This window comes from Klebsiella pneumoniae complex sp. WS1778 (assembly GCF_049472055.1).
Classification (GTDB): domain Bacteria; phylum Pseudomonadota; class Gammaproteobacteria; order Enterobacterales; family Enterobacteriaceae; genus Klebsiella; species Klebsiella quasipneumoniae.
Genome location: NZ_JBKGTJ010000014.1, coordinates 1 through 19,624, shown reverse-complemented (window position 1 = coordinate 19,624; position 19,624 = coordinate 1). Strand labels below are relative to the sequence as shown.

20 protein-coding genes are annotated in these 19,624 nt (G+C 62.4%); 16 read left to right on the top strand and 4 right to left on the bottom strand.

The window, feature by feature from the left end; genetic code table 11:
- Positions 1-484: 484 nt before the first annotated feature.
- Complete coding sequence (locus ACLEXF_RS25330) at positions 485-1,606, top strand: cupin domain-containing protein (RefSeq protein ID WP_080838535.1); 1,122 nt, start codon at positions 485-487, stop codon at positions 1,604-1,606.
- Between the two features lie 57 nt (positions 1,607-1,663).
- Here the strand turns inward: ACLEXF_RS25330 and ACLEXF_RS25325 are convergent, their stop codons facing one another.
- Both ACLEXF_RS25325 and cusR read right to left on the bottom strand, forming a co-directional pair.
- Positions 1,664-3,103 carry a Cu(+)/Ag(+) sensor histidine kinase gene (locus ACLEXF_RS25325; protein WP_065905224.1) on the bottom strand — a complete coding sequence of 480 codons (1,440 nt, stop codon included), beginning with the start codon at positions 3,101-3,103 and terminating at the stop codon, positions 1,664-1,666.
- The gene (gene cusR / locus ACLEXF_RS25320) at positions 3,093-3,776 is read right to left on the bottom strand and encodes a copper response regulator transcription factor CusR (protein ID WP_004206716.1); all 684 of its coding nucleotides are present in this window, start codon (positions 3,774-3,776) and stop codon (positions 3,093-3,095) included. The genes ACLEXF_RS25325 and cusR overlap by 11 nt, the downstream gene beginning before the upstream one ends.
- Positions 3,777-3,948: 172 nt before the next feature.
- Between cusR and ACLEXF_RS25315 the strand changes: the two genes are divergently transcribed.
- From ACLEXF_RS25315 to ACLEXF_RS25295, 5 genes are all read left to right on the top strand, one after another.
- Positions 3,949-5,334, top strand: a complete 1,386-nt coding sequence (locus ACLEXF_RS25315) for an efflux transporter outer membrane subunit (RefSeq protein ID WP_064178660.1) — start codon at positions 3,949-3,951, stop codon at positions 5,332-5,334.
- A 17-nt stretch (positions 5,335-5,351) separates the two neighbouring features.
- A complete protein-coding gene (cusF, locus tag ACLEXF_RS25310) occupies positions 5,352-5,696 on the top strand; it encodes a cation efflux system protein CusF (protein WP_017900885.1) in 345 nt (114 codons plus the stop codon).
- A 44-nt stretch (positions 5,697-5,740) separates the two neighbouring features.
- On the top strand, positions 5,741-7,012 hold the full coding sequence (locus tag ACLEXF_RS25305) for an efflux RND transporter periplasmic adaptor subunit (protein WP_064183498.1): 1,272 nt from the start codon (positions 5,741-5,743) through the stop codon (positions 7,010-7,012).
- A gap of 11 nt (positions 7,013-7,023) precedes the next feature.
- Positions 7,024-10,173 carry a CusA/CzcA family heavy metal efflux RND transporter gene (locus tag ACLEXF_RS25300; RefSeq protein WP_282861940.1) on the top strand — a complete coding sequence of 1,050 codons (3,150 nt, stop codon included), beginning with the start codon at positions 7,024-7,026 and terminating at the stop codon, positions 10,171-10,173.
- A 72-nt stretch (positions 10,174-10,245) separates the two neighbouring features.
- Positions 10,246-10,593 (top strand): DUF1294 domain-containing protein, encoded by a 348-nt coding sequence (locus ACLEXF_RS25295; protein WP_017900888.1) that lies wholly within the window; start codon positions 10,246-10,248, stop codon positions 10,591-10,593.
- 9 nt (positions 10,594-10,602) lie between these two features.
- Here ACLEXF_RS25295 and ACLEXF_RS25290 read toward each other — a convergent pair whose 3' ends face one another.
- Positions 10,603-11,136 (bottom strand): lipocalin family protein, encoded by a 534-nt coding sequence (locus ACLEXF_RS25290; RefSeq protein ID WP_002887259.1) that lies wholly within the window; start codon positions 11,134-11,136, stop codon positions 10,603-10,605.
- Between the two features lie 117 nt (positions 11,137-11,253).
- Between ACLEXF_RS25290 and ACLEXF_RS25285 the strand changes: the two genes are divergently transcribed.
- From ACLEXF_RS25285 to ACLEXF_RS25240, 10 genes are all read left to right on the top strand, one after another.
- Positions 11,254-11,982, top strand: a complete 729-nt coding sequence (locus ACLEXF_RS25285) for a MerR family transcriptional regulator (protein ID WP_004206722.1) — start codon at positions 11,254-11,256, stop codon at positions 11,980-11,982.
- A 231-nt stretch (positions 11,983-12,213) separates the two neighbouring features.
- Entirely contained in the window at positions 12,214-12,648 is a 435-nt protein-coding gene (locus tag ACLEXF_RS25280) for a nuclear transport factor 2 family protein (protein WP_032456946.1), read from the top strand.
- The gene (locus ACLEXF_RS25275) at positions 12,645-13,364 is read left to right on the top strand and encodes an SDR family NAD(P)-dependent oxidoreductase (RefSeq protein ID WP_017900889.1); all 720 of its coding nucleotides are present in this window, start codon (positions 12,645-12,647) and stop codon (positions 13,362-13,364) included. The genes ACLEXF_RS25280 and ACLEXF_RS25275 overlap by 4 nt, the downstream gene beginning before the upstream one ends.
- Positions 13,361-14,620: an NAD(P)/FAD-dependent oxidoreductase gene (locus tag ACLEXF_RS25270; protein WP_069734380.1), complete on the top strand. Its 1,260-nt coding sequence runs from the start codon at positions 13,361-13,363 to the stop codon at positions 14,618-14,620. The genes ACLEXF_RS25275 and ACLEXF_RS25270 overlap by 4 nt, the downstream gene beginning before the upstream one ends.
- A gap of 1 nt (position 14,621) precedes the next feature.
- Positions 14,622-15,344, top strand: a complete 723-nt coding sequence (locus tag ACLEXF_RS25265; protein ID WP_065905215.1) for a DUF1365 domain-containing protein — start codon at positions 14,622-14,624, stop codon at positions 15,342-15,344.
- The gene (locus ACLEXF_RS25260) at positions 15,341-16,561 is read left to right on the top strand and encodes an SAM-dependent methyltransferase (RefSeq protein ID WP_004888756.1); all 1,221 of its coding nucleotides are present in this window, start codon (positions 15,341-15,343) and stop codon (positions 16,559-16,561) included. Before ACLEXF_RS25265 ends, ACLEXF_RS25260 begins: the two co-directional genes overlap by 4 nt.
- Positions 16,558-17,043, top strand: a complete 486-nt coding sequence (locus ACLEXF_RS25255) for a DUF2878 domain-containing protein (RefSeq protein ID WP_407259944.1) — start codon at positions 16,558-16,560, stop codon at positions 17,041-17,043. The genes ACLEXF_RS25260 and ACLEXF_RS25255 overlap by 4 nt, the downstream gene beginning before the upstream one ends.
- Positions 17,040-17,564 carry a hypothetical protein gene (locus tag ACLEXF_RS25250; RefSeq protein WP_004178438.1) on the top strand — a complete coding sequence of 175 codons (525 nt, stop codon included), beginning with the start codon at positions 17,040-17,042 and terminating at the stop codon, positions 17,562-17,564. Before ACLEXF_RS25255 ends, ACLEXF_RS25250 begins: the two co-directional genes overlap by 4 nt.
- Positions 17,561-18,112: a DUF3833 domain-containing protein gene (locus ACLEXF_RS25245; protein ID WP_004206729.1), complete on the top strand. Its 552-nt coding sequence runs from the start codon at positions 17,561-17,563 to the stop codon at positions 18,110-18,112. Before ACLEXF_RS25250 ends, ACLEXF_RS25245 begins: the two co-directional genes overlap by 4 nt.
- Positions 18,109-19,068, top strand: coding sequence for a YbgA family protein (locus ACLEXF_RS25240; protein ID WP_004206730.1), 960 nt, complete (start codon positions 18,109-18,111; stop codon positions 19,066-19,068). The genes ACLEXF_RS25245 and ACLEXF_RS25240 overlap by 4 nt, the downstream gene beginning before the upstream one ends.
- 300 nt (positions 19,069-19,368) lie before the next feature.
- Here the strand turns inward: ACLEXF_RS25240 and ACLEXF_RS25235 are convergent.
- A partial coding sequence (locus tag ACLEXF_RS25235; RefSeq protein ID WP_142296421.1) for a carbohydrate porin occupies positions 19,369-19,624 on the bottom strand: 256 nt, incomplete at its 5' end.

Here is a 19,624-nt window from a genome sequence, read left to right as displayed (position 1 = left end):
GCCCACACAGATTGTCTGATAAATTGTTAAAGAGCAGTTGCGACGCGCTTTAGCGCTCTGTCGCGAGGTGGCGTATATTACGCTTTCCTCTTTCAGAGTCAACCCGTTTTTTCAGGATTTTTCTCTTCAACCGAACCGGCTGTTTGTGTGAAGTGATTCACATCCGCCGTGTCAGTGGGAGCGCATTATAGGGAGTTCGCCGGAAGTAGCAAGGGTTAAAATAGAAAAATCTTATCGACCGCTCATTATTTGAACTTTTCGCTTATTCCTCTTCCTACCATTAAAGCCGCCATCCCAGTGTTCATGCGGCCTGCAGCGTAGTTAACGCGAAGAACGCTTTTTGGCAAAAAAGTGATTTTTCTCTCTTACCCAACGCCATTATCGCGCCGATGGTGAATTTAGCACCACTCTTGACCCACGACAAAGCGCCCGCGCGGCCCCCCTTCCTATAATCAGGCCCGTTTCTTCTTACTGGTAATAATCGATGGCTTATCAACTCAACATTAACTGGCCCGAGTTTTTAGAGAAATACTGGCAAAAGCAGCCGGTGGTTTTAAAAAACGCGTTTCCGGACTTCGTCGACCCGATTACCCCGGACGAGCTGGCCGGATTAGCCATGGAGCCGGAAGTCGACAGCCGGCTGGTCAGTCTGACCAACGGTAAATGGCAGGCCAGCAATGGACCTTTTGAACATTTCGACGGCCTGGGCGAGACCGGCTGGTCGCTGCTGGCCCAGGCGGTAAACCACTGGCATATGCCGGCCGCCGAGCTGGTGCGACCGTTCCGCGTACTGCCGGACTGGCGTCTGGACGACCTGATGATCTCCTTCTCCGTCCCCGGCGGCGGCGTCGGGCCGCATATCGATCAATATGACGTCTTTATTATTCAGGGCATGGGCAGCCGCCGCTGGCGCGTAGGGGATAAGCTGCCGATGCGTCAGTTCTGCCCGCATCCGGCACTGCTGCACGTCGACCCGTTCCCGCCGATCATTGATGAAGATCTGCAGCCGGGCGATATCCTCTATATTCCACCGGGATTCCCGCACGATGGGATCACCCACAAAACCGCGCTGAACTACTCCGTCGGCTTCCGCGGGCCCAACGGCCGCGACCTGATCAGCAGCTTCGCCGACTATGTACTGGAGAACGATCTTGGCGGCGAGCACTACAGCGATCCGGACCTCACCTGCCGCGAGCATCCTGGCCGGGTTGAAGAGTATGAACTCGAACGTCTACGCGGCATGATGATCGACATGATTCGCCAGCCGGAAGACTTCAAACAGTGGTTCGGCAGTTTCGTCACCACCCCGCGTCACGAGCTGGATATTGCGCCGACGGAACCGGCATATGAAGAAGAGGAAGTGGTCGATGCGCTGCTGGGCGGCGAAAAGCTCTCCCGCCTGAGCGGCCTGCGCGTTCTGCATATCGGCGACAGCTTCTTCGTGCATAGCGAACAGCTGGACACCACCGATGCCGAAGCGCTGGATGCGCTGTGCCGCTATACCTCATTAGGTCAGGAAGAGCTCGGCAGCGGCCTGCAGAATCCGGCGTTCGTGAGCGAACTGACGCGGCTGATTAATCAGGGCTACTGGTACTTCGAAGAGTAAGAGAGTCGCGATACTGCGGGCAGCCGCCTGGCGCTGCCCGCTGGCTTTCAGCCGTTATTACACCTGTTTCGGCAACACCACAATAAACCGCGTCGAGCGCAGATCGGACTGCGCCGCCACGCTGCCGTGGTGGGCGCTGACGATGGATTTCACTATCGCCAGGCCGATGCCGCTGCCCTCCCCTTTGCGCTGGCGCGAGGGGTCGACGCGATAGAAACGGTCAAACAGCCGCGGCAGATGTTCGGCAGCAATCGGCGTACCGGGATTCTCCACCACCAGGCGGACCGTCTCCGCGCTTTCGCTCAGCGCGATCGTCACCGCCTGGCCAGCCGGGGTGTAGCGGATCGCGTTCGACAGCAGATTGCTGATCGCCCGCCGCAGCATCAGCGGATCGCCCGTCACCCGGCAGGGGCTGCCGACAAAGCGCAGCGCCACCGCCTTCTCTTCCGCCCACGCCTCGAAAAACTCAAACACCTTATGCACTTCCTCAGCCAGATCCAGTTCCCGCTGTTCGGGGATCAGCTGGTTGTTATCGGCCTGGGCGAGGAACAGCATATCGCTGACCATCCGCGACATACGCGAGAACTCTTCGAGATTGGAGTAGAGCACCTCTTCCAGCTCCTGCTGGCTGCGGCTCTGGCTTAAGGCGATTTCGGTTTGCGTCACCAGGTTGGTGATCGGCGTGCGGATCTCATGGGCGATATCGGCGGAGAAGTTCGACTGACGGGTAAAGACATCCTCCATCCGCTCCAGCATGTGGTTAAAGGAGAGCGCGAGCCGCTCCAGTTCGATAGGCACCGCCTGCGGGTCAAGGCGCACGTCGAGATCCCGCGAGGTAATATTCTGGATCTGCCGGCTGATCTGGCGGATCGGTTTATGTCCCTGATAGACCACAAACAGCACGATGGCGATGATCAGCAGGCTGATTATCGACGCGGCGGAAATCAGCTTCGCTTTCAGCTCATTAATATAGTGCAGGTGAAAATCGATGGATAAGGCCATCAGCAGATGGTACGCCGGTTTGCCGTCCGCCTGCTTGCCCAGCGGCAGCATGATCAGCCGCCAGGCGCGGGTCTCCATTTGATGATTATCGTGCGCCATTGCCCGCGGCTGCGGGTCGGTCCATGAAATCACATTCCCGTCGCGCAGCTGCATCGCCAGGCCTGGCGTACTCAGCATATGGCTGAGATCCGGCCCGTTGGGCGACTGGAACAGAATATTGCCCTGCCCATCGTCCAGGCAGATAAAGACGTTGGCGTAACCCGCAATGATATTCTTCACGATCTCCAGCCGCCGCGCCTGCGGGTAGTCAGCGTGGTCGAGGACCGTCTCCAGGGTGGTACTGAGCTGCCTGAGATCGTGAACGTCGCGCTCTTCAAAGTGGGCCTTCACCGAATGGATCATGATCCAGGTGAAGGCAAAGAAGGCGATGATGGTGGCGAGGCTAATAAAGAAGCTCAGCCGGGTGGCCAGGGAAAAGGGGCGCTTAGCGGCCATCCGGCACCTCAAGCATATAGCCGACGCCGCGCACGGTCTGGATCAGCTTCGGCTCGAAGTCGTTATCGATTTTGGCGCGCAGCCGCTTCACTGCCACGTCTATCGCGTTGGTATCGCTGTCGAAATTCATATCCCACACCTGCGACGCGATCAGCGAACGCGGCAGCACCTCGCCCTGATGGCGCAGGAAGAACTCCAGCAGAGTGAACTCCTTGCTGGTCAGGGTGATGCGGGTGGCGCCGCGCGTCACCTTACGGCTGACCAGATCGACGCTGAGATCCGCCGCCTGAAACTGGCTTTCGACAATAACCGCCGCTCCGCGGCGCAGCAGCGTCCGCACCCGCGCCAGCAGTTCCGCAAAGGCGAACGGCTTCACCAGATAGTCGTCGGCGCCCAGCTCCAGCCCCTTCACCCGATGCTCAATGGTGCCCAACGCGGTAAGCAGCAGGATCGGCATGCCTTTCCCGGCGGCGCGCAGCATGCGCACGATATCCCAGCCGTTCACGTCCGGCAGCATGATGTCGAGGATCAGCAGATCATAGTCACCGGTCATCGCCAGGTGATAGCCGTTAAGGCCGTTATCGGCCAGGTCGACGACGAAGCCAGCCTCGGTGAGCCCTTTGGTCAGGTACTCCCCGGTTTTCTTCTCATCTTCGACAATCAAAATCTTCACCGCAGGCTCCTTCACGCGCGTTCTGTGCGGGTATTCAATTTTAGAGGAGCGCCTCCGGATAGCAATGAAATATCAGGAAAATGACAGCTTTGTCATTTTCCTGTCACGTCCTGAACAGAGGCCGCTACGTAAAGTAGCCGCCATGGATAAATCGTCGAAAACGTCTGCCGCCATGCGCCCAATAACGCGTCTTACCCTCAGCGTGATACTCGCCTTAACCGGCTGTGTCTCGCTCGCTCCGGACTACCAGCGCCCCGCCGCGCCGGTACCGCAGCAGTTCTCTCTCAGCCAGAACAAGCTGGTGACCGCAACCGCGGGCTATCAGGAGACCGGCTGGCGCACCTTTTTCGTCGACCCGCAGGTGAAAAGCCTGATTGGCACCGCGCTGACCAACAACCGCGATCTGCGGATGGCGACGCTGAAAGTGCAGGAAGCCCGCGCCCAGTATCGGGTGACCGATGCTGACCGCTACCCGCAATTGAACGGTGACGGCAGCACCACCTACGGCGGCAAGCTTAAAGGCGACACCACCACCAGCAACGATTACGCTGCCGGCCTGAATCTCAGCTATGACCTCGACTTCTTTGGCCGGCTGACAAACCTTAGCGAGGCCGACCGGGAGAACTTCTTCGCCAGCGAAGAGGCCCGGCGCGCAGTGCATATCCTGTTGATTGCTAACGTTTCACAAAGCTACTTCAACCAGCGGCTGGCGGCAGCGCAGCTGCAGGTGGCCAACGATACCCTGCAAAACTATCAGCAGTCTTACGCGTTCGTTGAAAAACAGCTGCTGACCGGGAGCACTACCGTGCTGGCGCTGGAGCAGGCGCGGGGGATGATCGAGAGCACCCGCGCCGATATCGCCAGACGGCAGGGCCAGTTGGCGCAGGCTAATAACGCTCTGCAGCTATTGCTCGGCAGCTATCAACCTCTGCCGGACGATAGCGCCAGCAGCGCCGTCGATCTGCAAGGCGTTACCCTGCCGCCGTCGCTCTCCTCAGCGATCCTGCTGCAGCGGCCGGATATTTTAGAGGCCGAACACAGCCTGCGGGCGGCCAACGCCAACATCGGCGCCGCGCGGGCGGCCTTCTTTCCGTCGATCACCCTGACCAGCTCGCTCTCCGGTAGCAGCAGCGAGCTCGCCAGCCTGTTTAACGCCGGCAGCGCGATGTGGAACTTCATCCCCAAAATCGACATACCGATTTTCAACGCCGGGCGCAATCAGGCCAACCTCGATCTGGCGGAGATCCGCCAGCAGCAGCAGGTGGTCAACTACGAGCAAAAAATCCAGTCCGCCTTTAAAGAGGTAGCCGACGCGCTGGCCCTGCGCCAGAGCCTGGCCGATCAAATTGCCGCACAGGAGCGCTATCTCGCGTCGCTGAATATCACCCTGCAGCGCGCCACCGCGCTCTATCGCCACGGCGCGGTCAGCTACATCGAAGTGCTGAGCGCCCAGCGCGATATTTTCACCACCCGACAAACCCTGCTGGAACTCAACTATTCCCGTCAGGCAAATGAAATCACCCTGTTCACCGCCCTCGGCGGCGGCTGGATGGAATAACCCAAGGAGTCCCGATCATGAATTCACTGTCTAAAGTCGCCCTGTTCACTCTGATTTCTGGCGCGGTGTTCGCCGTCCAGGCCGCCGACCCGCACGCCGGCATGGCGATGCACGAACAGCCCGCCGCCGCGCAGACGCAAAGCATCAGCGGCAAAGGGGTCATTAAAGCCATTGATATGGATAGCAAAAAAATCACCATCGCCCACGAAGCCATCCCGGCGGTGAACTGGCCGCCGATGACCATGCGCTTCACCATCACCCCGCAGACCCAGCTCAACAATGTGAAGGACGGCGACAGCGTGGACTTCACCTTCGTTCAGCAGGGCAACCTGTCGCTGCTGCAGGATATTCGCGCCCACTAATGGCCCGGCGACGGCAAGCCTCTCAACGACGGAATGGACAACACATGGCATCCCTGACACTGAAAAACACGGTGCTGATCCTCGGCAGCATGGCGATCGGCGGCGCGCTCACCGCAGCGCTGTATACCCGGACTGCGGCGCCCCACGACGCTGCCGCAGCCGCCCCGGCGGCCGAGCAGCAGCGTAAAGTGCTGTTCTGGTACGATCCGATGTACCCGAACACCCGCTTTGATAAACCGGGTAAATCGCCGTTTATGGATATGGACCTGGTGCCGAAATACGCCGATGAGGAGAGTGCCGCCGCCGGGGCGCCGGGGGTGCGTATCGACCCGACGCAGACCCAGAATCTTGGCGTGAAAACCGCCGCCGTCACCCGCGGGCCGCTGCGCTACGCCCAGGCCTTCCCGGCCAACATCAGCTACAACGAGTACCAGTACGTGATTATGCAGGCGCGGGCGGCGGGCTTTATTAATAAAGTCTATCCCCTGACCGTCGGCGACAAAGTGCAACAAGGTACGCCGCTGCTGGAACTGACCATCCCGGACTGGGTGGAAGCGCAGAGCGAATACCTGCTATTGCAGGAGACCGGCGGCACCGCCACCCAGGTCGAGGGGATCCTCGAGCGGCTGCGTCTCGCCGGAATGCCGGACGACGATATCCGCCGCCTGAAAGCCACGCGCAAGATCCAGACCCGTTTCACCCTCAAGGCGCCCATCGACGGGGTGATCACCGCCTTCGATCTGCGCGCCGGAATGAACATCGCCAAAGATAACGTGGTGGCGAAAATTCAGGGCATGGATCCGGTGTGGGTCAGCGTGGCGGTCCCCGAGTCCATCGCCTGGCTGATCAAAGACGCCTCGCAGTTCAATATTCAGGTTCCCGCCTGGCCGGACAAAACCTTCCGCATCAGCAAATGGACGATCCTCCCCAGCGTCGATAGCGCCACCCGCACCCTGCAGCTGCGCCTGCAGGTCAACAACCCAGATGAAGCGCTGAAGCCGGGGATGAACGCCTATCTGCAGCTGACCAGTGAAAGCGCGCCGATGCTGCTGATCCCCTCCAAAGCGCTGATCGACAGCGGCAGCGAGCAGCGGGTAATCACCGTGGATAACGAGGGCCGCTTCGTGCCGAAGCGGGTCCAGGTCTTCCATGAATCCAATGGCGTCACGGCCATTCGCAGCGGGCTGCAGGAGGGCGAGAAAGTGGTCGCCAGCGGCCTGTTCCTGATCGACTCGGAGGCCAATATCGCCGGCGCGCTGGAGCGCATGCGCGCGCAGGCCCCGGATGCCGTTGCCCCTGCCGCCCACGCGCACTGAGGAAAGGAACCATGATTGAATGGATTATCCGCCGCTCGGTGGCCAACCGCTTCCTGGTGATGATGGGCGCGCTGTTTCTCAGCCTCTGGGGGACCTGGACCATCGTCCATACGCCGGTGGACGCCCTGCCGGATCTCTCCGACGTACAGGTGATCGTCAAAACTAGCTACCCGGGACAGGCGCCGCAGATCGTCGAAAACCAGGTCACCTGGCCGCTAACCACCACCATGCTGTCGGTGCCCGGCGCCAGAACGGTGCGCGGCTTCTCGCAGTTTGGCGACTCTTATGTGTATGTGATTTTTGAAGACGGCACCGATCCTTACTGGGCGCGCTCGCGGGTGCTGGAGTATCTCAACCAGGTACAGGGCAAACTGCCCGCCGTGGTGAGCGCCGAAATGGGCCCGGATGCCACCGGCGTCGGCTGGGTCTTCGAGTACGCGCTGGTCGACCGCAGCGGCAAGCACGATCTCGCCGAACTGCGCTCCCTGCAGGACTGGTTCTTAAAATACGAGCTGAAAACCATTCCTAACGTCTCAGAAGTGGCGTCGGTGGGCGGCGTGGTCAAGGAGTACCAGATTGTCGTCGACCCGATGAAGCTGACCCAGTACGGCATCAGCCTCGGCGAGGTGAAATCGGCGCTGGACGCCTCTAATCAGGAGGCGGGCGGCTCTTCGGTCGAACTGGCGGAAGCCGAATATATGGTGCGCGCCAGCGGCTATCTGCAGACCCTCGACGACTTCAAAAACATTGTGCTGAAAACCGGTGACAACGGCGTGCCGGTGTATCTCGGCGACGTCGCGCGGGTACAGGTCGGCCCGGAGATGCGCCGCGGTATCGCCGAACTGAACGGCGAAGGCGAAGTGGCCGGCGGGGTGGTGATCCTGCGCTCCGGCAAGAACGCCCGGGAAGCGATCTCGGCGGTCAAAGAAAAACTGGCGTCGCTGCAAAGCAGCCTGCCGGAAGGGGTTGAAGTCGTCACCACCTACGACCGCAGCCAGCTTATCGACCGCGCCATCGACAACCTCAGCCACAAACTGCTGGAAGAGTTTATCGTCGTCGCCCTGGTCTGCACCCTGTTCCTGTGGCACGTGCGCTCGGCGCTGGTGGCGATTATCTCCCTGCCGCTCGGCCTGTGCTTCGCCTTTATCATGATGCATTTCCAGGGACTCAACGCCAACATCATGTCGCTGGGCGGGATCGCCATTGCGGTGGGAGCGATGGTCGATGCCGCCATCGTGATGATTGAGAACGCCCACAAGCGGCTGGAGGAGTGGGCGCATCAGCATCCGGGAGAGAAGCTCGGCAACGACAGGCGCTGGAAAATCATTACCGACGCCTCGGTGGAGGTTGGCCCGGCGCTGTTTATCAGCCTGCTGATCATCACCCTGTCGTTTATCCCCATTTTCACCCTCGAAGGCCAGGAGGGCAAACTGTTCGGCCCGCTGGCCTTCACCAAAACCTGGTCGATGGCCGGGGCGGCGCTGCTGGCGATCATGGTGATCCCGATCCTGATGGGCTTCTGGATCCGCGGCAGGATCCCGGCGGAGAGCAGCAACCCACTGAACCGCTTTTTGATCCGCATTTATCACCCGCTGCTGCTGAAGGTGCTGCACTGGCCGAAGACCACCCTGCTGATCGCGCTCCTGTTGATCCTGACGGTTGTCTGGCCGCTTAACCGGGTCGGCGGTGAGTTTCTGCCGCAGATCAACGAGGGCGATCTGCTGTATATGCCGTCAACGCTGCCGGGGATCTCCGCCTCGCAGGCGGCGGATATGCTGCAGAAGACCGACAAGCTGATCATGACGGTGCCGGAGGTGGCGCGGGTGTTCGGCAAAACGGGTAAGGCAGACACCGCTACCGACTCCGCGCCGCTGGAGATGGTAGAGACCACCATTCAGCTCAAGCCGCAGGATCAGTGGCGGCCGGGGATGACCATGGAGAAGATCGTCGACGAACTGGACAAGACCGTGCGCCTGCCGGGGCTGGCGAACCTGTGGGTGCCGCCGATCCGCAACCGCATCGACATGCTCTCCACCGGCATCAAGAGCCCGATTGGCATTAAGGTTTCCGGCACTAACCTGGCCGATATCGACGCCATCGCCGGGCAAATTGAGGTGGTGGCGCGCAGCGTGCCGGGGGTCACGTCAGCATTAGCCGAGCGGCTGGTGGGCGGGCGCTACCTCGACATTGATATTCAGCGTGAGAAGGCGGCCCGCTACGGGATGACCGTCGGCGACGTGCAGCTGTTCGTCTCGTCCGCTATCGGCGGGGCGATGGTCGGCGAAACGGTGGAGGGCGTCGAGCGCTATCCAATCAACATCCGCTACCCGCAGAGCTATCGCGACAGCCCGCAGACCCTGCGCCAGCTGCCGATCCTCACCCCGCTGAAGCAGCAGATCGTCCTCAGCGACGTCGCCGAGGTGAAGGTGGTCAGCGGGCCATCGATGCTGAAGACCGAGAACGCCCGCCCCACCAGCTGGATCTACATCGACGCCCGCGACCGTGACATGGTGTCAGTGGTGCACGATCTGCAGCAGGCCATCGGCAAAGCGGTGAAGCTGAAGCCGGGCATCAGCGTGTCGTATTCCGGGCAGTTCGAGCTGCTGGAGCGCGCCAATCAGAAGCTGAAGCTGATGGTGCCGATGACGCTGATGATTATCTTTGTGCTGCTGTACCTGGCGTTCCGCCGCGTCGGCGAGGCGCTGCTGATCATCGCCAGCGTGCCGTTCGCCCTTGTGGGCGGGATCTGGTTCCTCTACTGGATGGGATTCCATCTGTCGGTAGCCACCGGCACCGGCTTTATCGCCCTGGCCGGGGTGGCCGCGGAGTTTGGCGTGGTGATGCTGATGTACCTGCGCCACGCCATCGAGGCCGAGCCATCGCTGGAGAACCCGCGTACCTTCAGCGTCGAGAAGCTCGACGAGGCGCTGTATCAGGGGGCGGTGCTGCGCGTGCGGCCGAAGGCGATGACCGTGGCGGTGATTATCGCCGGCCTGTTGCCGATTTTGTGGGGCACCGGCGCCGGGTCGGAGGTGATGAGCCGCATCGCCGCGCCGATGATTGGCGGAATGATCACCGCCCCGCTGCTGTCACTGTTTATTATTCCGGCGGCGTATAAGCTGATGTGGCTGTTCCGGCATCGGGGCAAGCGCGGCCGATAGCCCGCCGCGTTTACGCCGGTCCGGGAAATTGGCTATAGTGGCGCCATTCTTCTGGCCGGCATGAACGTCCCTATGAATCTGAACCTGGTATGTTATTCCCTGCTGCTGCTCACCGCCGTGGGCAGCGCCCTGCTGCCCTACCCGCTGGCGATGTGGTTTTTACTGAGCAGCCTTCTGACATGGCTAATTTATGGCGCCGACAAGCTGGCGGCACGCAAAGCCTGGCGCCGGGTGCCAGAAACCACGCTGCTGGTGCTGGGCCTGGTGGGAGGCTGGCCGGGGGCCATCCTCGGCCAGCAGTGCTTTCGTCATAAAACGCAAAAGCAGCCCTTCCGGACGTGGTTTTTCATCAGCGTGGCGCTGAACGTGGCGGCGCTGGCCGGGCTGTACGTGGTTTATACCCACCTGCTCAGCCGCTAAGGGGCGAGGCTAGCGCGGCGTCTGGCGGATCCACACCAGGCGATCGACGTCAAAGCCCAGCTCGCGCGCGGTATTCAGGTAATCCTGCTTCACCGCCGCCGGAATGGTGGGGGTGCGCGACAGGATCCAGAGATAGTCGCGGTTGGGGCCGCTAACCAGCGCGTACTGGTAGTCGTCGTCCAGACGGATCACGTTATAGCCGCCGTAGAATGGCCCGAAGAACGACACCTTCAGCGCCGCGGTGGTGGGGGCGCCGGTGAAATAGGCTTTCCCGTCGCTCTCATTCCAGCGTTTTTTAACCGGGTCATAACCGCGATTGACGACGCTGATCCCCCCGTCGCTGCGGGCGCCGTAGGTGGCGGTCACCTGCTCCAGGCCTCGCTCGAAGCGATTCTCCAGGCGAGCGACCTCATACCATTTTCCGAGATAACGACTGGCGTCAAACCCGCTAATCGGCTGTACGCCCTTCGGCGGGGTGGGCGATTTGCAGGCCACGAGGGTCAACGCGATAGCGACGCCAGTGACAACAGGCCATAGCTTCATGAGAACTCCTTTCATTTACGCGGTTGGGGGAAAGTGTAGTGCAAAGCCGCTACACTTCACGCCAGCCGACGTGATTCGTAGTATATTGAGAATATTCTTTGTTAACAGGTGGCCTCCATGCCTTACTCCATCGGCGAATTTGCCCGACTTTGCGGGATAAATGCGACCACGCTTCGCGCCTGGCAGCGCCGCTACGGCCTGCTTAAGCCGCTGCGCACCGATGGTGGACACCGTCTGTACAGCGATGACGACGTCCAGCAGGCGCTGAAGATCCTCGACTGGGTGAAAAAAGGGGTGCCGGTTAGCCAGGTGAAGCCCCTGCTGTCGCGCCCCGGCGCGCGGCGCACCAACAACTGGCTGACGCTGCAGGAGACCATGCTGCAGCGGCTGAAAGAGGGAAAAATCGAGTCCCTGCGCCAGCTTATCTACGATGCCGGGCGCGAATATCCGCGTCAGGAGCTGGTGACCGAGGTGCTGCGTCCGCTGCGCAGCCAGGTCTCCGCCAACGTACCGGCCATCATGACCCTGCGCGAAATCCTCGACGGCATCATCATCGCCTACACCTCGTTTTGCCTCGAAGGCGATAAGAAGGCGCCCGGGGATAACTTTCTGATCACCGGCTGGCACCTGACCGACGCCTGCGAAATCTGGCTTGAGGCGCTCAAGCGTACCGGCCAGGGTCATCGCATCGACGTCCTGCCGGTGCCTCCTGCCGCCCTGGCGCCGGAGATTTTTCCCCAGCGCAACTGGCTGCTGGTCACCAGCGGCAAACTCTCCGCCGCTCGTCAGAGGCAGATCGAACTCTGGCAGCAGCAGGTCGTCTCCCTCGAGGTGATCCCGCTCTAACCCCCTGTTTTCACTTACCTCCACACTCTGTTCCGCCAGCGCCCGGTGGCGCGGCGGGCGCACGCTTGCCCTTTGCGCCACGCGTGATTTTCACCCTTTAAAACACCAATAATAAACATATGATTTTTAACAAAAATAAAATATATTTTTCCACAAACTTGGACAAATAATTTTATTTGTGTAAGTTTTAAGTATGCCATTACGCCACCGTGTTTAGCCAGGATGTGATCCATGAGCACCTCGCCGTCCGTGATTCGTCGTTTCGTTGAGTACTACGCCGGGCTGGATGCGCAGCCGCCCTCGGCGCTGGCCGCGCTGTACCATCCGGACGCGACGCTGAGCGATCCTTTTGGTCAGCACCAGGGGCTGTTCGCCATCCAGCGCTACTTTACCCATCTGCTGGCCAACGTGGAGCAGTGCCGGTTCACCATCGACACGCCGCTCTGCGACGGTCAGCGGTTCGCCGTGACCTGGACCATGCACTGGTCGCATCCGCGCATTGCCGGCGGAGAAACGCTAGCCCTGCCGGGCTGCTCGGTGGTGGACATCGCCGGGGAGCAGATTCTCCATCAACGCGACTTCTACGACGCCGGGGAGATGATCTACGAGCATCTTCCCCTGCTGGGCTGGGCGGTACGCGGCGTGAAACGGAGGGTGCGCTCATGATGACGGTGCTTATCACCGGCGCCAGCTCCGGGATTGGCGCCGGCCTGGCGAAATCCTTCGCGGCGGATGGCCACCTGGTCATCGCCTGCGGGCGCGATGCGTCGCGCCTGACGGCGCTGCAGCAGTTCAGCCCCAATATCAGCGCGCGCCTGTTCGATATGACAGACAGGGACGCCTGTCGCCAGGCGCTGACGGGCTGTTTTGCCGACCTGATCATTCTCTGCGCGGGCACCTGCGAATACCTCGATCACGGACAGGTGGATGCCGCCCTCGTGGAGCGGGTGATGGCCACCAACTTCCTTGGGCCGGTGAACTGCCTGGCGGCGCTGCAGACGCAGCTGGAGGCTGGCGATCGGGTGGTGCTGGTCAGCTCCATGGCGCACTGGCTGCCCTTCCCGCGCGCGGAAGCCTATGGCGCCTCCAAGGCGGCGCTGACCTGGTTTGCCAACAGCCTGCGTCTTGACTGGGAGCCGAAAGGGGTCGCCGTCACGGTGGTCTCTCCAGGCTTCGTCGACACCCCGCTGACGCGCAAAAACGACTTTGCCATGCCCGGCCGGGTGAGCGTGGATCGGGCAGTGGCGGCGATCCGTCACGGCCTGGCGAAGGGAAAAAACCACATCGCCTTCCCCACCGGTTTCAGCCTGGCCCTGCGGCTGCTGGCCAGCCTGCCGTCAGGTATGCAGCGCCTGCTGTTGCGCAGGATGGTGCGCTCATGAACATCGCCATCATCGGCAGCGGCATCGCCGGGCTGACCTGCGCCTGGCGGCTGGCCGGACACCATCAGGTGACGCTGTTCGAAGCGGGCGCCACGCCGGGCGGCCACACCGCCACCGTGGATGTCGCCACGCCGCAGGGCACCTGGGCCATCGATACCGGATTTATCGTCTACAACGATCGCACCTATCCGCGCTTTATGGGCCTGCTCAGCGAGCTGGGGATCGACGGGCAAAAAACGCAGATGAGCTTCTCGGTCCACAACCCGGCCAGCGGCCTGGAGTACAACGGCCACAGCCTGACCTCGCTCTTCGCCCAGCGACGCAATCTGCTGAAGCCGGCCTTCTGGGGGCTGCTGAGCGAGATCGTCCGCTTCAACCGGCTGGCAAAACTGGCGCTGACCGAGGCGCTGGATCCGGGCGCGACGCTGGAGAACTTCCTCTCCCGCCACCGTTTTAGCCCCTTCTTCGCCCGCCACTATATCCTGCCGATGGGGGCGGCCATCTGGTCGTCGTCGCTGCAGGAGATGCGCCGCTTCCCGCTACCGCTGTTTTTGCGCTTCTTTGAAAACCACGGTCTGCTGGATATTCGCGATCGTCCGCAATGGTACGTGGTGCCCGGCGGTTCCCGGGAATACGTCCGCGCCCTGCTCGCCAGGCTCGGCGATCGCCTGGACCTGCGGCTCAACGCGCCGGTGCAGCAGGTGGACCGCCACCCGGCGGGAGTTATCCTGCGACTGGCGTCCGGGGAGGCGCATTTTGACCAGGTGATCTTCGCCTGCCACTCCGCGCAGGCGCTGGCGATGCTGGCGGCGCCCACCGACGCCGAGCGTGAGGTGCTGGGGGATATCGCCTGGCAGCGCAACGAGGTGGTGCTGCACAGCGATCCGCGCTGGCTACCGGAGCGCCAGCGCGCCTGGGCCAGCTGGAACTATCGCCTGAGCGACGGGGATTTGGCCCGGGCCTGCGTCACCTACAACATGAATATTCTCCAGGGGCTGCCTGCGGGCGCCCCCCTGTTCTGCGTCACTCTGAACCCGGACGCGCCAGTGGACGATCGCTATGTCTGGCAGCGCTTCGTCTATGAGCATCCGCTGTTTAACCCGCAAAGCTGGTCGGCCCAGCTGCGGCGCGAAGAGATTAACGGCCAGCAGCGGAGCTGGTACTGCGGGGCCTACTGGTACAACGGCTTTCATGAGGACGGGGTGCGCAGTGCGCTCGACGTGGTGCAGGGCATCGCCGCGGCGGAGGACAACTGAAATGAACAGCTGCCTCTATCAGGGCGTCCTGCGCCACCGTCGCCTGCAGCCGAAGGCGCACCACTTCGTCTACCGCCTGTTTATGGCCTGGCTTGACCTCGACGAACTGGACAGGCTGCCTGAGGCGGGCATCCGTCGCAACCGCCTGGCCGCCGCCGCCTGGTACGACGCCGATTATCCGCTGGGCGCGCCGCTGAAGGCCCAGGTGCTGAACCGGCTGGAGAGCCTGACCGGCTGCCGCCCGGCAGGCCGCGTGATGCTCCTGACCCAGCTGCGCTACTTCGGCTTCCATTTTAATCCGGTCAACTTTTACTACTGCTATGACGAAGCCGACACCCTGCGCTGGGTGCTGGCCGAAGTGCGCAACACGCCATGGAATGAGCGTCATTACTACGCGGTGGACGGCCAGCAGGCGCACCCGCTGGAGAAAGCCTTTCACGTTTCGCCGTTTAACCCGATGGACATGGTCTATCACTGGCGCTTCAACGCGCCGGGCAAAACGCTGCACATGCACATTGAAAACCATCAGGCCAGCAAGGTGTTCGACGCCACGCTGGCCCTGAGCCGCGTGCCGTTAACCCGCGCCAACCTGCGCGGGCTGCTGCTGCGTCTGCCGATGATGACCCTGAAAACCGTCCTCGCCATCTACTGGCAGGCGCTGCGGCTGTGGCTGAAGCGCGTGCCGCTGTACAACCATCCTGTCAGCAGGAGTGAACGCTCATGACCGATCCCGTCTTTGCGCTTGAACCCGATGTGCCGCGCAACGTGCGGCTCGCGCGCTGGCTGCTCTTTCGTCTGTTGAGCGGCCTCCGCGAAGGCTCGCTCACCGTGCGCGAAGGGGCGCAGACTTTTCATTTTGGCGACCCCGCCGCCGCGCTGCGCGCAGAGGCGCGGGTCTGCACGCCGGAGGTGTACTGGCGTCTGCTAACCGGCGGCAGTCTCGCGGCGGCCGAGGCCTGGATGGACGGCGACTGGGAGAGCCACCAGCTGACGGCGCTGTTGCAGATCCTCGCGCGCAACGGCGAGGTGCTGGGGCGTCTGGAGCGCGGCTTTCGTCTGCTGGGTAAGCCTGTCGCCCGCCTGCGCCACTGGACTCGACGCAACACCCGCGCCCAGGCGCGGGAGAACATTGCCGCCCATTACGACCTCGGCAACGAATTTTATGCCCACTTTCTGGATGACGACCTGCTCTACTCCAGCGCGCTGTTTACCGACGACGAGCAGGATCTGACCCAGGCCCAGCGGGCCAAGATGGCGCGTCTGTGCGACCAGCTGGCGCTCAACCCCGGCGATCATCTGCTGGAGATTGGCACCGGCTGGGGGGCGCTGGCCGAATACGCCGCCCGCCATTACGGTTGCCGGGTCACGACTACCACCCTTTCCCGGGAGCAGCACCGCTGGGCTACCGAGCGCATGGCCCGCGCCGGGCTGCAGGATCGCGTCGAGGTGCTGCTCTGCGACTACCGCGATCTGCGCGGCGAGTACGACAAACTGGTGTCGGTGGAGATGATTGAGGCGGTGGGCCAGCGCTACCTCCCGGCCTTCTTCCGCACCTGCCAGGCGCGCCTGCGCCCGGGCGGTAAAATGGCCCTGCAGGCGATCACCATTCAGGATCAGCGCTATCGCGACTACAGCAAAAGCGTCGATTTTATCCAGCGCTACATCTTCCCGGGCGGCTTTTTGCCCAGCATCACGGCAATGAGCGAGCTGATGACCCGCCATACCGATTTTGTGGTGCGCAACCTGTTCGACATGGGCCCGGACTATGCCCGCACCCTGGCGCACTGGCGGCAGCGATTTACCCACGCCTGGCAGGATATTGAAAAGCTCGGCTTTGATGAGCGCTTCCGCCGGATGTGGCTCTACTACTTTGGCTATTGCGAAGCCGGATTTAACGCCCGCACCATCAGCGTGGTGCAGCTCACCGCGGAGCGGGTATGACACGCCCGGCGCAGCACTTGCTGATGGCCCTCGCGTTCGATGTTTACTGGACGCTGGTGGTGATGTTGCGCGAGCGCGGCCTGCTGATCTGGCTGACGCTGGCCATCTTCGCCTGGCTGCGGTTGCCGGCGGCCAGTCGTCCGCCCGCCCTGCTGCTGGCCGCGGCGGGCTGCGGGCTTGACGCCTGCTGGGCGCTGGCGGGGCTGATTGATTTTCCCGGCGACAGCCTGCTGCCCCTGTGGATGGTGGCCCTGTGGCTGATGTTCGCCGTCGTCTGGACCCGACTGACCCGCACCGCGACGCTTCCCGGCTGGGTGCTGGCTACGGCGGCGACCCTCGCCGGCCCGGTGGCCTACCTGATCGGCGCTCGCCTCGGAGCCATGACCCTGCTGGTGCCGACCGCGCTTGCTGTGGCCGCCATGGCCTGCGGCTGGCTGGTGATCATGCTGCTGTTCCATCTGGGGATGGGGAGGCAAAAATGAGATTCGCCCTGTTACTGCTATGGCTGACCGTCCTCGCCCCGGCGGCCCACGCCGCCGACTGGCTGGCGTGGCGCCGCGTCGGCGAGGCGACCCTCACCTGGGGGCCGTTCACCGTCTATCACTCACAGCTGCGCACACCCAATGGTCGGTATGACGGCCCGCAGCAGGATCGGGCGCTGATCATCACCTACCAGCGCGACATCGATCGCGAGGCGCTGGTGGACGCCACCCGCGACCAGTGGCAGGCGCAGGGCATTCTGCAACAGGAACCGCGCAGCGAAGCCTGGCTGCGCATGCTGCAGGGGATCTGGCCGGACGTCGCGCCGGGCAGCCAGCTGGCGTTCGTGGTCCGCGGCGGCGAGGGGCAGTTCTGGTACCGCGCCAGCGCCGCACAGACCGCCTTTACCCCGCTCGGCCCGCGCCAGTCGGCGGCGTTCAGCACCCGCTTTCTCGCCATCTGGCTCGATCCACGCACCACTTATCCCGAACTGCGTCAGCAGTTGATCGGAGGTACACCATGAAACGCATTCTGACCCTTGGCCTGGCGCTGCTGATGCTGATGCTCGCCGGCTGCAGTACCGAGGTCACCGAATACCGGCAGCAGCAGCCCGCCCTCGACATCTTTCACTATTTTCAGGGTCGAACCGAAGCGTGGGGGATGGTGCAGGATCGCAACGGCAAGCAGCTGCGACGCTTCCATGTTGAGATCGATGGCGACGTCGTCGGCGATACCCTGACGCTCCATGAGCGCTTTGTCTATGACGATGGCGAGAAGCAGCAGCGGGTATGGCGCATTCGCCGCACCGGCGATAACCGTTATCAGGGCACCGCCGGGGATATCGAAGGCGTGGCCAGCGGCCAGGCGGCAGGCAATGCCTTTCACTGGCGCTACAGCATGAACGTCGAGGCCAGCGGCAGCCGGTGGCTACTGCACTTTGACGACTGGATGTACCTGCAGGACGGCAGCCATTTGTTTAACAAAACCGAGATGAAGAAATTCGGCATTACGGTCGCCACCGTGACCCTTTTCTTTACCCGAACCACAGCAGAAGAGAGGACAGCGCCATGAACACGCAACCTGTCATTGGGATCAGCGGATGTTTAACCGGCTCAGCCGTGCGATTCGACGGCGGGCATAAGCGTATGGGCTTTGTGATGGATGAGCTCGCGCAGTGGGTGGCGTTTAAGCCAGTCTGCCCGGAGATGGCGATCGGCCTGCCCGTACCCCGCCCGGCGCTCCGCCTGGTGCAGACTCCGGTCGGGGAGATCCGCATGCGCTTCAGCCACGCCCCGCACGAGGATGTGACGGAGAAGATGGCCGATTTTGCCAACGCCCATCTGGCAACTCTGGGCGAGCTGTCGGGCTTTATCGTCTGCGCCAAATCGCCGAGCTGCGGGATGGAGCGCGTGCGGCTGTATGACGAAAAAGGCAATCGCGGGCGTAAGGAAGGCGTGGGGCTGTTTACCGGCGCCCTGATGGCGCGCTACCCGTGGCTGCCGGTGGAAGAGGATGGCCGGCTGCACGATCCGCTGCTGCGGGAGAACTTTGTCGAGCGCGTTTTCGCCCTGCATGAACTCAACGCCCTGCGCGCCCGCGGCCTGACCCGCCACGGCCTGCTGGCCTTTCACAGCCGCTACAAGCTGCAGCTGCTGGCTCACCACCAGGCGGGCTACCGCGAGATCGGCCCCTTCGTCGCCTCGCTGCATGAATGGGAGGATCTGGAGGCTTTCTTCGAGGTCTACCGTGAGAAGCTGATGGCGATCCTCAAGCGGCCCGCCTCGCGGAAAAACCACACCAACGTGCTGATGCATATTCAGGGTTATTTCCGCGACCAGCTGAACAGCCGCCAGCGCGGCGAGCTGCGGGAGGTGATCCTCAACTATCGCGCCGGGCTGCTGCCGATCCTCGCCCCGCTGACGCTGCTTAAGCACTATCTGGCCGAGTATCCGGATCGCTACCTGCAGGCGCAGAACTATTTTGACCCCTATCCGCAGGATCTGGCCCTGCGCCTGACGGTGAACTGAGGGGGGATGGGCCAGCTGCCCGGCGGTGCTGCGCTTGCGCGGGCCTGGGGGGGGGTCCCGCAGGCTTCCTCAGGAACGTTGGCCGGATAAGGCATGTATGCCGCCATCCGGCACTACCGCAGGTACGGCGCCTGACCGCCCGGCGGCGCTGCGTTTGCCGGGCCTGGGGGGGAGCCCGCAGGAAGGAACGCAGGCCGGATAAGGCATGTATGCCGCCATCCGGCATAAATGGAGCGCACCAGTCGTAGCCCGGCTAAGCGTAGCGCCAGCCGGGAACGCTCCTTCAACAACGCTATCGCATCAGAACCACGCCTCAAACATCCCGCCGACGTTCAGCGAATCCAGCTGCTGATCCTGGGTGCCGTTCACCTTCGCGGTATGCTCATTGTCCACCTGGCCGCCGGTCACGTAGAAGCGCAGCATCGGACGGAACTCCGGCCCCATGCCGATGGCGATGTTCTGCGACAGCGTCAGCTTCCAGCCGTGGTTATCCCCGCCCTGGTCGTAGTCCACGCGCTGGTAGCCCGCTTCCAGCCAGGTGGAGTGCACGTCGTTC